Origin of the sequence: Zemynaea arenosa (genome assembly GCF_004614185.1) — a bacterium.
Lineage (GTDB): Bacteria > Pseudomonadota > Gammaproteobacteria > Burkholderiales > Burkholderiaceae_D > Telluria > Telluria arenosa.
In genome coordinates, this window is record NZ_SPVF01000080.1 from 1 (window position 1) to 13,350 (window position 13,350).

A 13,350-nucleotide genomic window follows, 5' to 3' on the forward strand; every position below is an offset into this window, starting at 1 on the left:
GTCGGGGCCTGGGTCGGCGCTTGCGTCGGTGCCTGGGTCGGAGCCTGGGTCGGAGCCTGGGTCGGCGCTTGCGTCGGCGCCTGGGTGGGGGCTTGCGTTGGCGCCTGGGTCGGCGCCTGCGTCGGCAGATTGGTCGGGAGCTGGCTGACCGCCGCCTGGACGTTCGCGAGTGCCGGGTCGAGCGCCGCACTGGCGGTCGGCACCTGAGTCAGCGCGCTGGTCGCGCCCACCAGCGCAATCAGCGCCGGGCTGCTGCCCGATTCGCGCGCCACGGTGTCCAGGCGCACAGGCGTGCCGCTGGTGATCTGCGCGGCCTTGCCGACGGCGCTGTCCTGCAGCACCTCGATCACTTTCAGGCGGCTGTCCACATAGGTCACCAGGGCAGCTTGCAAACCGGTACCGGCCGCATTGGGGGCCGCTTGCAGCAACTGGACCATGGACACCGCGACCGTCGCCTCGGTGAGGTTTGCCACGTCGGCCGCCAGGGTTGCGGCACCGGGCGCACCGGCCTTGTTGGACAGGAAGCTGCTCTGGTTGACCACGGCCCCGGAGATCATGCTCGCGGCCGAGGGCAGCGGGCTGGCCGCGTTCAAGGTTCCGGACAGGCGTGCCATTTCGGCGCCCACCGCCATCGCGGCGCGGTTCATGGCGGCACCGAGACCGCTCTCGGCGGGCGCCTTGTCGGCGCTGGCCAGTACTTCCATCGCCTTCTGCAGGGCGACCATCTTCTGCATCAGGCTCTTTTCCGTGACCGCCTGCGTGATGGGATCCGCGTCGAGCACCGCCGCCGAGGACAGGCCAAGCACCTTGACCAGGTTCGCGCGCGCCTGTGCCAGGCTGGTGGCCGCGCCCGAGGCCAGCATGCCATCCACCAGGGTATTCAGCGGCGAGATCGCGCTGAACGGCTTGCTGGCTGCATCCTCGATCACAACGCTCATCTGGTGCGTGAACGGGCCGCCGGTGGAGCTGTCCGTGCCGCCCGTGACGCGCAACCGTTGCCCGTTCAGCTGGGCCACCGTCAGGTTCGCCGTCAGGGTGAACTGGCCACTGGCATTGGTCGTGGCCGAGGGTTCGCTCGCATCGCGCACACTGTTGTTATTCTGGTCCACATAGACGGTGGCGCCGCCAATATAGCCGTCGGCCACCACGCCGCTGATGGTCGTGGATGGGGGCGGCGGTGGTGGGGGCGTGACCGGGGCAGGCGACGAACCTCCACCCCCGCCACCGCAGCCGCTGACAGCCAGGGCGACGGCGAGCGCGATCGTGTTACGGGGCGGGATGCGGGGCGGATGGGTCATGGCAGGAGCTTTCGATACGCGAGTTAGACATACGCTCGAACAGCTCAACCACAGCATGACCGGTACCGGCTACGGCCAAGCCGCCACACTTCTCCGCACACGCGGGGAAGCGCAGCGGGCGGCACGCAAGCGCACCGCCGGCTTTTCCGTATCGATTTTTCTCTCTCTTACCCAGCTTTCAGGGTCCCGGCCTGCGCGTGTGATTGTTTGTTCGTGATGCGCGGCTGGTGCGAGACTATGTGAATTGCCGAGTCGGAACAATTCCCCAAATGGGGAAGTGAGAATGTGTGAGAATTGGGCGCAGGGGCTCGCCGAAGGGCGTCAGCGGGTGCCCGCGCGGATGGCGACGCGCTGGACACGGTCGCCGATGAGGAATTCGCGGTACACGATGTGGCCCGGATCGTCCTGCGGCCACCAGCGCGGCAGGATCACCGAGGTCACGTTCAGCCGCAGCAGCGCCACATGCCAGCGCCGCTCGTCGCTGGCGACCTGGCCGACATCCAGCATGGCGAGGGCGTCCACCGCTGCGGTGACGTCTCCGCGGTCGGTGGGGTCGATCAGGTGCGCGAAGACATTCCCCACCAGATCCTGCTCGCTCACGGCGGTGATCAGGTCACACAGCGCGTGTTCGGCAGGGTTGCAGGTCATGTCCTCTCCTTGGTTAGGCGTCAGGGCGCCACGTTCGCGCGCAGCACCGGGTACAGGTTGAACCGCTCGTCCCACGAGCTGTGGCGGCGGGCGAAGAAGTCGAGGCGCGCGCGCGGGTTCTTGGCGAAGGCCGGATCGCTTTCCAGCTTCTGCTTGAACTCCGCGGCCAGCGCAGGGTCGGTCGCCATCTGCTGGCGCGCCACCTCTTCCGCCACGTATTCTTCCATATATTCCTTGTGTTCCCAGGCATTGTTGAAGAAGCCCCAGGCCGCGAGCGAATCGCCGGCCTGCGGTTCCAGCAATGTCATGGCCAGGCGCGCCCTGGGCTGCGCGATCGGCACGAACAGCGCGCCCTTACCGACCGGGCGCGCTTCCTTGTTCCAGGCGCCGGCCAGGGTCACGCGGTGGTGGCCTTCGAAGGAGGATTTGGCGAAATCCACCTTGGTGGCGCGGAAGGTATCCACATCCAGCGCGGCGATGTCGTGGTCCAGGGTGCGATAGCTGACGCCGTGCAGGGCCAGCTTCTGCGCCACCATCTGCGCGAAGGCGGCGGGGACGATGTAGCCGGCGGCGGGCGCAGTCACCTGCAGGTCGGGCACGACCTCGTCGCGCAGCGGCACGTGCCAGTTCTGCTTGGTGTTCTCGTCGTAGTGCGTCATCAGCGCGCCCGAGACTTCGGACGGGGTGCGCGTGAAGGCGTAGCCCTCGAAGTCGATCATGCGGGTCTTGTCGGTGGCCTTGTACGACAGCGCCACCGGCTGGCCCGCCAGGCGTGCCGCCCGCTGGTCGGCCGCTTGTGCCACCGCCATCCATTCGGTGCCGTGGGCCGCGACCTGGTTCAGCACCGAGAGGAAGGTGTCATGCGTGATCTTCACGCGGGTCGGGTAATCCTTCCACGAGTGGGTCTCGACCAGCATCGCCATGCGGTTGCGGAGCGTGAAGTAGCCGGTCGAGAAGCGCGGCTCGGACGGGGTGTCGACAAAGCCGGACAGCGGATTGTCGCTCTCCACGAAGGACGGGTAGAAGGACTTGGGCATGGCACCCAGCTTGGTCACGTCCTCGATCACATTGGTGCGCAAGGCCAGGCCCGGCTGGCGCAGGCCCTCATCGCCAGAGACCACGGGTTCGACCTGGATCGCGACGTCAGGCTGGAACTTGGCGCCGTCGGTCACGTGCAGGTCGACGTAGGCGATCGGGTCCCAGGCGTTCACCAGCGTGAGCATCGCCGCCATCTCGGGTGCATCGGCCTTCACGTAGTCGCGATTGAGATTGAAGTTCTGGCCCGTGGTGCGCCAGCCCATTTCCTCGGGGCCGCGCTGGTTGGGGCGGTTCCACTTGGCGAAGTTCTCGTGGCCGTCCACGTTGAAGACCGGGACGAACAGGAGCACCTGCTTGTCCAGCGCGCCCTTGGCCTGCTTGCCCTCCAGGATTTCGCGCACGGCCAGGAAGCCCGCGTCCTTGCCGTCGATCTCACCGGCGTGGATGCCGCCCTGGATCAGCGTGACCGGGAGCTTCTTCTGCTTCGCCGCCTGCGGGGTGAAGGTGCCGCTCTTGGTCACGATCATCAGCATCATCGGCCGGCCTTCGGGCGAGGTGCCGAACTGGGTGCACTTCACCTCCTTCGGGTACGCCTTCTGGAAGGCGGCGCACAGGCGCAGAACTTCGTCATAGCGGCCGGTGCGCACAAAGCCGGATTGTTCGGAGATCGTGGTGAGTCCAGCGGGAGCGGGAGCGGCCTGTGACAGCGGCAGCGCGGCCAGCAGGGCCAGCGCGAGGGCGGAACGGATCATCGGGACGGGCTTTCAAGGGGACGATAACCCGGCGATTATATGCCCGCCGCATATTTCGTTTGCAGCGCCGTTTGCGTCATGACGGATCATGTACTATCATAAGTTACATGAAACGCGACAGCAAACTTTCGTCTGTCCTGCACGTGCTGCTGCACATGGCCGATGCCGGGCGTCCGCTCACCTCCGATGAACTGGCGGGCTATCTCGATACCAACCCGGTGGTGGTGCGCCGCACGCTGGCCGGGATGCGCGAGCGCGGCTACGTGGCGTCCGAAAAAGGCCATGGCGGCGGCTGGACCATCGCCTGCGACCTCGCCGCCGTCACGCTGCGGGACGTGTACGAGGCCGTGGGCGCGCCTTCGGTCCTGGCACTCGACCACCGCAGCGAGAACCCGGCCTGCCTGGTCGAACAGGCCGTCAACGCGGCGCTGGACGAAGCCTTCCGCGAGGCGGAGGCGCTGCTGGTCGCGCGGCTGGGCGAGGTCACGCTGGCTGACCTGGCACGCGACTTCACGCGCCGCTTCAAACATCACAAGCAGCACCACCACACACATGGGAGGCGCCATGAGCATTGACCCGACACCCAACCCCGACCGGCCCTTCGACGCCATCATCGTCGGCGGCAGCTATGCAGGTTTGCAGGCGGCGATGCTGCTGGCGCGTGCGCGCCAGCGCATCCTCGTCATCGACGCCGGCCAGCGCCGCAACCGCTTCGCCTCCGCCTCGCACGGCCTGCTGGGGCGGGACGGCATGGAGCCCGGCGCCATCGCGGCCGAGGGCAAGGCGCAGCTGCTGGCCTACCCGGACGTGCAGTGGCTGGACGCCAGCGCCGTCTACGCCACCGGCTCGCATGACAACTTCCTGCTGCGGACCGACGCGGGCCACGAATTGCGCGCGCGCCGCCTGGTGCTGGCCTTGGGCGTGGTGGACGAGTTGCCGCCGGTGGAGGGCCTGCGCGAACGGTGGGGCCGCAGCGTGTTCCACTGCCCCTACTGCCACGGCTTCGAGCTGCAGCAAGGCCGCATCGGCGTGCTGGCCAACGGCGAGCTGTCCATGCACCATGCGCTCATGCTGCCGGATTGGGGCCAGGTCACTCTGCTCACCAACGACACCTTCGTGCCCAGCGTGGAGCAGACCGTGGCGCTGGCCGAGCGCGGCGTCGCCATCGTCACCGGCGCGGTGGACCGCATTTCCGGCATCGCGACGGTGGAGATGGCCGATGGCCGCACGCTGGACTTCGACGGCCTGTTCGCCGCCACCCGCATCCGCATCGCCAGCCCGCTGCCCGAGCAGCTGGGCTGCGAATTCGAGGACACGCCGATGGGCGCCATCATCCGCACCGACGCGCTCAAGGCCACCACGGTGCCCGGCGTGTTCGCCTGCGGGGACGCGGCGCGCATGATGCACAGCGTGCCGCTGGCACTGGGCGATGGCGCGCTGGCAGGCGTGGCCACCCACCGTTCCCTGCTCTTCGATTGATGGCTGGTGCGGGCCGCGGCCCGGCTGGGGTATGCTTGGCGCACCCCATCATCGAGGAGAGACGGCATGACCATGGAACTGAAGCTGCTGGGATGGACGCTGGTGCTGGCGATCGTGCAGATCCTGCTGGCTGCCGCCTTCCGCAACCAGGAAACGGGCACGCAGTACAACCTGAGTGCCCGCGACGAACCGGCTCCGCCGCCCCGTCCTGTCACGGCCCGCCTGCAGCGCGCCCAGGCCAACCTCTATGAAACGCTGCCCCTGTTCGCCGCCGCCGTGCTGGCGGCGCATATCGGCGACCGCCTGGGCGATCTGACCTCGTGGGGCTGCTGGATGTACCTGGTGGCACGCGTGGTCTACGTACCGCTTTATGCGCTGGGCATCCCGGTGGTGCGCACGCTGGTGTGGGGTGTGTCGCTGGCCGGGCTGATCATGGTGATCGTGGCCCTGCTGCGATAACAAGGAACACGATGCGGCCGGGCGGCCGCATCGCTCACGCAGCGGGCATCAGGCCGCGCGTTCCGTCGCCGGTTTCGAGAACGCAGCCACCAGTCCCGCCTCCTTGCGCTTGGCTGTGGCCAGGTGCCGCTCCTTGATGTGCCCATAGCCGCGGATCTCTTCCGGAATGCTGGCGATGGCCACGGCGGTACCGAGGTTCTCCGCCGTAAGCCAAGGCAGCAGCCCGGCCACGGTGGCGCGGTACTGCTTGATCAGTGCCCGCTCCATGCGGCGTTCCTCCGTATAGCCAAAGACGTCCAGCGGCGTGCCGCGCAGGCCTTTCAGCTTGGCCAGCACGCGGAAAGCCGTCATCACCCACGGACCGTACTCCTTCTTCTGCAGGTGGCCGTCCTTATTCTTCTTGGCCAGCAGCGGCGGCGCCAAGTGGAACTTGAGCGTGTAGCCCTGCTCGAACATGCCCGCGATCTTCTCGCCGAACGCGCCGCTGGTGTACAGGCGCGCGACCTCGTACTCGTCCTTGTAGGCCATCAGCTTGTAGAAGTAGCGGGCCACGGCCTCGGTCAAGCGCGTGCCCTGGCCCAGCTTCGCCTCCGCCGCACGCACTTCGTCCACGAAGGCCTTGTACTGGGCCGCGTAGCCTGCGTTCTGGTAGGCGGTCAGCAGGTCCACGCGGCGCGCCACCACGTCGTCCAGCTTTTCGCTGCGCTTGAATTCAATGACCTTGGCCGGGGTCACCAGCTTGGTCACCGAAGCCGGGTCGTGCGCGGCGCGACGGCCCCACATGAAGGCCGATTTGTTGAAGGCGATCGACACACCGTTCAATTCGATTGCCTGCATGAGCGACGCTTCCGACAGCGGCACATGGCCCTTCTGGAATGCGTAGCCGAGCATGAACATATTGGTGGCGATGGCGTCGCCCATCAGCGTCGTGGCGATGTGGCCCGCATCCACGAAGTCCACATTGCCGGTGCCGCAGGCCTGCACGATGGCGCCTTTCGACGACTCGCCCGGGAACTGCCAGTCCGGGTTCTTGACGAAGGCCGCGGTGGTGGCGCCGGTGGAGTTGATGGCGGCCCAGGTGCGGCCCTCGCCCATGCGCGACAGCGCGTCGCGGCTGGCGGTCACGATCTGGTCGCAGCCGATCACCAGGTCCGCATTGCCGGTGCCCACGCGGGTCGAGTACAGCGACTCCTGCTTGTCCGCGATGCGCACGTGCGACATCACCGCCCCGCCCTTTTGCGCCAGGCCGGTCATGTCCAGCACCAGCGCGCCCTTGTTCTCGATATGCGCGGCCACGGCGAGGATCTGGCCGATGGTGACCACGCCGGTGCCGCCGATGCCGGTGACCAGGATGCCGAACGGCTCTTGCGTCGACGGCAGCGCCGGTGCCGGCAGCGCCACGCCCGCGTCGCCGGAGGCCGCGGCCTTCTTCGGCTTCTTGAGCTGCGCGCCTTCCACCGTCACGAAGGACGGGCAGAATCCGTTCACGCACGAGTAGTCCTTGTTGCAGGACGACTGGTTGATCTGGCGCTTGCGCCCCAGCTCCGTTTCCAGCGGCTCCACGGACAGGCAGTTCGACTGCACCGAGCAGTCGCCGCAGCCTTCGCACACCGCCTCGTTGATGACGGCGCGCTTGACCGGGTCGGGGAACTCACCCTTCTTGCGGCGGCGGCGCTTTTCAGAGGCGCAGGTCTGGTCATAGATCATGGCCGAGACGCCCGGCATCTCGCGCAGTTCGCGCTGCACGTCCATCAGTTCCGCGCGGTGGCGCACGGTCACGCCTTCCGCCCACGGATAATCGTCCGGGTACTTGGAGGGGTCGTCGGTCACCACCACGATCGGCCGCACGCCTTCCGCTGCGATCTGGCGCGAAATCATGGCCGGGTCCAGCGGACCGTCCACGTTCTGGCCGCCGGTCATGGCCACCGCATCGTTGTAGAGGATCTTGTAGGTGATGTTGACCTTGGCCGCCACCGACGCGCGGATCGCCAGCGCACCGGAGTGGAAATAGGTGCCATCGCCCAGGTTCACGAACACGTGCTTCTCGGTGGTGAACGGCGCATGGCCGACCCAGTTGACGCCTTCCGCGCCCATGTGGGTGAAGGTCGAGGTCTCGCGGTCCATCCACTGCACCATGTAGTGGCAGCCGATGCCTGCCAGCGCGCGCGAGCCCTCCGGCACCTTGGTCGAGGTGTTGTGCGGGCAGCCGGAGCAGAAGAACGGGGTCCGGTCCTTCTGCGGATCGGGCTTGGCGTTGATGGTCTTGAGGACCGCTTCCTTCGCTTCCAGGTAGGCGATGCGCTCCTGCACGCGCTGCTCGACCGGGTGGCCGGCGCAGTAGTGGTGGATGCGGCTGGCGATGGCGCGCGCGATCTGCGCGGGCGACAGCTCGTAGGTGGCGGGCAGCAGCCAGTCGCCGTGGCCGCGGCGCGGATCGATGTGCCACTCGCCGGTGTCGTCGAACTTGCCGACCACGCGCGGGCGCTCGCCGTCCGGCAGGTTGTACAGCTCTTCCTTCAACGCGTATTCCAGCACCTGGCGCTTTTCTTCCACCACCAGGATCTCATCGAGGCCGCGGGCGAAGTTCTGCACGCCCTCGGCTTCCAAAGGCCAGGTCATGCCGATCTTGTACAGGCGCAGGCCGATGTCCTTGGCTGCCTGCTCGTCGATGCCCAGGTCCGCGAGGGCCTGGCGCGTGTCGAGATAGGATTTGCCGGCGGTGATGATGCCGATCTTCGGCGTCGGGCTGTCCCAGATGATCTGATTCAGCTTGTTGGCGCGCACGTACGCCAGCGCGGCGTACCACTTGTAGGTGTTCATGCGCACTTCCTGGTCCAGCACCGCGTCCGGCCAGCGGATGTTCAGGCCATCGGCCGGCAGCTCGAAGTCGGTCGGGATGACGGTCTGCACGCGGTCCGGGTCGAAGTCCACCACAGCGCCGGATTCGATCACGTCGGTCACGCACTTCATCGCCACCCACAGCCCGGTGTAGCGGCTCATGGCCCAGGCGTGCAGGCCGTAGTCCAGGTATTCCTGCACCGAGGACGGGTACAGCACCGGGATGCCGCAGGCGGTCAGGATATGGTCCGACTGGTGCGCGGTGGACGAGGACTTGGCCGCGTGGTCGTCACCGGCGAGTACGAGCACGCCGCCGTGCGGGCTGGTGCCCGCCGCGTTGGCGTGCTTGAAGACGTCGCCGCAGCGGTCCACGCCCGGCCCCTTCCCGTACCACATGCCGAAGACACCATCGTACTTCGCACCCGGGAACATGTTGGTCTGCTGCGTGCCCCACACCGCGGTGGCCGCGAGGTCCTCGTTCATCCCGGGGTGGAACTTGACGTGGTGCGCTTCCAGGTGCTTCTTCGCCTTCAGCGCCGTCATGTCGATGCTGGTGACCGGGGAGCCGCGGTAGCCGGTGATGTAGCCGGCCGTGTTCAGGCCCGCGCGCAGGTCGCGCTCACGCTGCAGCATGGGCAGGCGCACCAGCGCCTGGGTGCCGGTCATGAAGGCCTTGCCGCGTTCGAGCGTCCACTTGTCGTCCAGGCTGACGGTGGGTTTGTCCTGCGGCTGCGCGAGCTGGCTGCGGTCCAGGGGTGCGTTCATTTCGGTGTCTCCGTTGATTCTGATGCGCACTCACGACGCAAAAACGGCGGCGCCGCACCCGCCGATGAGAGGCGGGGGCGGCGCGCTGGCGCGTGTCGTGCTTGGTGCTTGAGGCTGGGTGCTTAGGCCGGGGTCTCGTCGGTCTTCAGGACGCCGCGGCGGATCTGATCCAGTTCGATCGATTCGAACAGGGCGCGGAAGTTACCTTCGCCGAAGCCCTGGTCGCCCTTGCGCTGGATGATCTCGTAGAAGATCGGGCCGATCATGTTCTGCGTGAAGATCTGCAGCAGCAGCTCGCGCTTCTCGCCGTCGGACGAGCCATCGATCAGGATGCGCAGGCGCTTCAGGTCGTCCAGGCGTTCGCCGTGGCCCGGCAGGCGGCGGTCCACCAGCTCGTAGTAGGTCTCGATGGTGTCCTGGAACGGGATGCCCTGCTTCTTCAGCATCTCCACGGTGGTGTAGACGTCGTCCGTGCCCATGGCGATGTGCTGGTAGCCTTCGCCGTTGTACTGGTCGAGGTACTCGGCGATTTGCGACTTGTCGTCCGAGGACTCGTTGATCGGGATGCGGATCTTCCCGCAGGGCGAGGTCATGGCCTTGGACTTGAGGCCCGTGTGCTTGCCGTGGATGTCGAAGTAGCGGATCTCGCGGAAGCCGAACACGTCCTCGTAGAACGCGGCCAGTTCCTTCATGCGGCCGCGGTGCACGTTGTTGGTGATGTGGTCGATGTAGGTGAGGCCCGCGCCGACCGGGTTCGGGTCCGCGCCGGGGATGGCGACGAAGTCCGCGTCGTAGATCGAGATGTCGCCAATGGTGCCGGGGGTGGCGCCGTCCTTGCCGCGCCAGCGGTCGACCAGGTACATCAGCGAATCGCCCACGCCCTTGATGGCGGGGATGTTCAGCTCCATCGGGCCGGCATTGGAGTCGAAGCCCCAGGCGCCCTTTTCCAGCGCCATCTTGTAGGCCTTGGCGGCGTCCTGCACGCGGATGCCGATGGCGCACACCGACGGGCCGTGGCGGCGCGCAAAGCGCTGCGCGAACGAGTCCTGCTCGGCGTTGATGAGGAAATTGATCTCGCCCTGGCGGTACAGCGTCACATCCTTGTGGCGGTGGCGCGCGATGGCGGTGAAGCCCATCTGTTCGAACTGCTGGCCGAGCGCTTTCGGGTCCGGTGCGGCGAATTCCACGAATTCGAAACCATCGGTCCCCATCGGGTTGTCCCAGGGCGTAAATTGCATCTCTTCCTCCAATGTTTTTATGCGAGAAAGTATAGCGGCGCGGGGTGGATATTAAATTGCAAAAGCTGCCCGTCGGAGCGCGATTTGGGCAATAATATTGCTGACACCACGCCGTGCGAGCAATTTGATGCCAAAGATTACTCTCGATAAAACAGACCGCAAGATCCTCGCCATCCTCCAGCAGGACGGCCGGCTGTCCAACCAGGACATTGCCGACAAGGTCAGTCTATCCCCCTCGCCCTGCCTCCGGCGCATCAAACGGCTGGAAGAAGCGGGGGTGATCCGGCAGTACGTCGCCCTGCTGGACCCGGCCCAGATCGGCCTCGGGCTGCTGGCCTACGTGAACGTGCGGCTGGAAAAACACAGCGAGGGCGGGCTGGCCTCGTCGCCGCATGCGGCGTTCGCCAAGGCGGTCGATGGCTGGCCGGAGGTGGTGGCCTGCTATGCGATGACGGGGGAGATGGACTACCTGCTGCGGGTGCACGTGGAGGACATGGAGCACTTTTCGCGCTTCATGATGAAGACCTTGCTGACGCACCCGGCGGTGGCGGATGTGAAGTCGAGCTTCGCGCTCACGCGCATCAAGGATACGACGGCGCTGCCGCTGGTGTGACTAGATGAGCTCTTCGGAGTTACGTTCTTCAGAGTTGCGCATGATGCAGCTCCTTCAGTTGGTAGGGACGAAGACCAGTGTATAACCTTGGCCCGGCAATAGCAAACCTTCCGCGGGCGCAAGTGTCCAGCGGGTGAAGCCTTGCCCATCTGGAGCGTCGCTCCTCACATAGTCGTCGAAACCGATGCTCAACATCCGCACTTCGTAGCCGTCGCTGATCTTCACCCGGATCACAGCCCCTTTCGTGAAGCGCGTGACCGTGGCCGATACGAACGGCTCCTTTTTGCTCTGAGCCGTCAGAAAGGTACGTTCCAGTTTCACGTAGCTGTGCCCGACGGCATACGTCGCGAGCTGAACGCGTAGCACCCTCCAGCCATCTTCATCTTTGAACGCGTCGTCCGACACCGCCACCGGGCTGTCGTTGATGATCAGAGACGTCAGCCGGGAAGGTGAGTCAGAGCGTATCGTTTGCTCGAAGCACGGTGTTTTCTTGTTCGGGGAAATCATCAACTGCGCACGCAGAGTGCTGGTGACGGTGGCAGTTCCTGTCTTCGGGTCGATCGCGATGTCGTAGGTGGCTTCGTAGTTCTCGAAGTGGTAGTCGAGCTCGCGCGTGAAGTAACGCTGCTCGATTGCGGCGGCCGCGGTGTCGTAGGTGGACGGCAGCACCTGCTTGAGGATGGCATTGGTCAGCAGCCGCCATTTCTGCGGCAGCTGCTGGGCGTCCTCGATGCGGGCCGGGTCGTAGATCACGTCCGCAATCCGCTGCTGGAACAGGTCCGAGAACTGGGCCGATTTCATGATGACCGCAAACACGCCGCCGCCCAACAGCGTGGTCCCGATGGTCTGCAGGATCGCCGCCAGCCTGGCCGGCCAGCCGATGTCCAGTGACGCCAGCACGATCAGCGTAATCCCGATCAAAAACAGCGCCAGCGCCACGTTGCCGCGCACCGGATCGATCAGCAGCGTCTTCAGGAATTTGAACGCGGTCTTCATGGTCGGCTCATCAGGAGCCTTCCATGTTCGGCCTGCCCGCCCTGGCCTGCCAAGCGCGCACGATTGATTTGCGCCAAACGGCCTTTGATCTGCAACAAACCACGGCTGAGCCCGGTCAGCCAGAATTGCGGCAGATCAAACGCCGAAGGAGTGCGAACATGCGCAAACAGTTTGTGTTGCTGATCATTGGCCTGGCTCTCGCCACCCAGGCGACCGCCGAGCGGGGGCGGCCGGAAGTGGCGCGCTATGTGAAGGCCTATCAAGGGGCGGACGGGGTCGAAGTCTTCATCACGCGGATCGGCCCGCCGAACGCTCGCGAAGTGCTGGTCCAGATCAATGGCGTCGACCATCCCCTCGACCAGCGCGTGCTGAAAGCCAGGGGCGATGCCGTCCCCGCGGGCACGCAGTATGTTGCGACTGTGGACGGGAAGCCGCTGCCGCTGCTGATCCTGGGGCCCGCTGGTGGTGCGGAGCTGGTGGCGCCGGTGCGGACGCCGCTTCAGTACGACAAGAATCTGTCGCGCCAGAGCCAGCCCGAGCACATGCTGACCGACTACCTGGAGCAGAAATAGGCGCTACTTCTTGCGGACGCCGAACAGCTTGGCGGCGGCGCGGGCGTTGGCCTTGAGGGTGTAGTCGAACATGGCGTACTGCTCCTCCAGCGCCTCCTGCAGCACGCTGCCCGGGCTGGCGGGGAGCAGCTTGAGGTAGGCGTCGGCCTCGCCGTACTCGCGCTGGACTTCCATCCCGGCCTTTTTCGCGATGTGCACCATGGCCTTGTTGGACGTGAGGTAGTGCATGTAGAGCACGTCCACGTCGTGGTTCCGGCAGTGCATGGCCGCGCGCTCGAACAGCTTGGAGCCGATCCCGTAGCCGCGCGCCTGCTTCAGCACCGAGACCCCGAATTCGGCGATCATCGGCTTCTCGGTGTCGAACTGGCCCCCCACCTGCTCCTTGGGCGCGAACGCGAGGTGCGCCATTGCGACCAGCTTGAACACGCGGTTGAACACGCCGTACACAGTGTCGCGCTTGAAGTCGATGCGGTTGACGTAGGCTTCGATTTGCTCGTCCGGCAGGCGGGAACCGAAGCGCAGCAGGCGGTCGTGGTCCTCCAGCGCCAGCAGGTGGCGCAGCACGCGGCGCCGATCGCGCTCGCCGAGCTGGGAGATGGCAATGCGGCGGCGCGGCCGGCGCGCCGGTGCCGCTGGCTGGCCTGTGTCGCCCGC

At 66.2% G+C, this 13,350-nt stretch carries 12 protein-coding genes; 6 read left to right on the top strand and 6 right to left on the bottom strand.

What is annotated here, in order from left to right; all coding sequences use genetic code 11:
- Positions 1-207, top strand: a 207-nt coding sequence (locus E4L96_RS24735) for a glycine zipper domain-containing protein (RefSeq protein ID WP_181017591.1), incomplete at its 5' end; no start/stop codon positions are given.
- A 1,412-nt stretch (positions 208-1,619) separates the two neighbouring features.
- Here E4L96_RS24735 and E4L96_RS05655 read toward each other — a convergent pair.
- Positions 1,620-1,946 carry a hypothetical protein gene (locus E4L96_RS05655; protein WP_135206244.1) on the bottom strand — a complete coding sequence of 109 codons (327 nt, stop codon included), beginning with the start codon at positions 1,944-1,946 and terminating at the stop codon, positions 1,620-1,622.
- Positions 1,947-1,966: 20 nt separating this feature from the next.
- Positions 1,967-3,736: a M14 family metallopeptidase gene (locus E4L96_RS05660; protein WP_135206245.1), complete on the bottom strand. Its 1,770-nt coding sequence runs from the start codon at positions 3,734-3,736 to the stop codon at positions 1,967-1,969.
- A 107-nt stretch (positions 3,737-3,843) separates the two neighbouring features.
- Here E4L96_RS05660 and E4L96_RS05665 point away from each other — a divergent pair, with 107 nt between their 5' ends.
- The 3 genes from E4L96_RS05665 to E4L96_RS05675 all read left to right on the top strand — a co-directional run bounded on the left by E4L96_RS05665 (position 3,844) and on the right by E4L96_RS05675 (position 5,674).
- On the top strand, positions 3,844-4,311 hold the full coding sequence (locus E4L96_RS05665; protein ID WP_135206246.1) for an Rrf2 family transcriptional regulator: 468 nt from the start codon (positions 3,844-3,846) through the stop codon (positions 4,309-4,311).
- Positions 4,301-5,215, top strand: a complete 915-nt coding sequence (locus E4L96_RS05670) for an NAD(P)/FAD-dependent oxidoreductase (protein ID WP_135206247.1) — start codon at positions 4,301-4,303, stop codon at positions 5,213-5,215. Before E4L96_RS05665 ends, E4L96_RS05670 begins: the two co-directional genes overlap by 11 nt.
- A 66-nt stretch (positions 5,216-5,281) precedes the next feature.
- Positions 5,282-5,674, top strand: coding sequence for an MAPEG family protein (locus E4L96_RS05675; RefSeq protein ID WP_135206248.1), 393 nt, complete (start codon positions 5,282-5,284; stop codon positions 5,672-5,674).
- Between the two features lie 48 nt (positions 5,675-5,722).
- Here E4L96_RS05675 and E4L96_RS05680 read toward each other — a convergent pair whose 3' ends face one another.
- Together E4L96_RS05680 and hppD are read right to left on the bottom strand one after the other, a co-directional pair.
- A complete protein-coding gene (locus tag E4L96_RS05680) occupies positions 5,723-9,277 on the bottom strand; it encodes an indolepyruvate ferredoxin oxidoreductase family protein (RefSeq protein WP_135206249.1) in 3,555 nt (1,184 codons plus the stop codon).
- A 122-nt stretch (positions 9,278-9,399) separates the two neighbouring features.
- Positions 9,400-10,515 carry a 4-hydroxyphenylpyruvate dioxygenase gene (gene hppD, locus E4L96_RS05685; protein ID WP_135206250.1) on the bottom strand — a complete coding sequence of 372 codons (1,116 nt, stop codon included), beginning with the start codon at positions 10,513-10,515 and terminating at the stop codon, positions 9,400-9,402.
- A gap of 127 nt (positions 10,516-10,642) precedes the next feature.
- Between hppD and E4L96_RS05690 the strand changes: the two genes are divergently transcribed.
- A complete protein-coding gene (locus E4L96_RS05690) occupies positions 10,643-11,128 on the top strand; it encodes an Lrp/AsnC family transcriptional regulator (protein ID WP_135206251.1) in 486 nt (161 codons plus the stop codon).
- 54 nt (positions 11,129-11,182) lie between these two features.
- Here the strand turns inward: E4L96_RS05690 and E4L96_RS05695 are convergent, their stop codons facing one another.
- The gene (locus E4L96_RS05695) at positions 11,183-12,124 is read right to left on the bottom strand and encodes a hypothetical protein (RefSeq protein ID WP_135206252.1); all 942 of its coding nucleotides are present in this window, start codon (positions 12,122-12,124) and stop codon (positions 11,183-11,185) included.
- 23 nt (positions 12,125-12,147) lie between these two features.
- On the opposite strand from E4L96_RS05695, the gene E4L96_RS05700 reads away from it, so the two are divergent.
- The gene (locus E4L96_RS05700) at positions 12,148-12,696 is read left to right on the top strand and encodes a hypothetical protein (protein WP_135206253.1); all 549 of its coding nucleotides are present in this window, start codon (positions 12,148-12,150) and stop codon (positions 12,694-12,696) included.
- A 3-nt stretch (positions 12,697-12,699) separates the two neighbouring features.
- On the opposite strand, the gene E4L96_RS05705 is transcribed toward E4L96_RS05700, so the two are convergent.
- Entirely contained in the window at positions 12,700-13,299 is a 600-nt protein-coding gene (locus E4L96_RS05705; protein WP_135206254.1) for a GNAT family N-acetyltransferase, read from the bottom strand.
- Between the last annotated feature and the right edge of the window lie 51 nt (positions 13,300-13,350).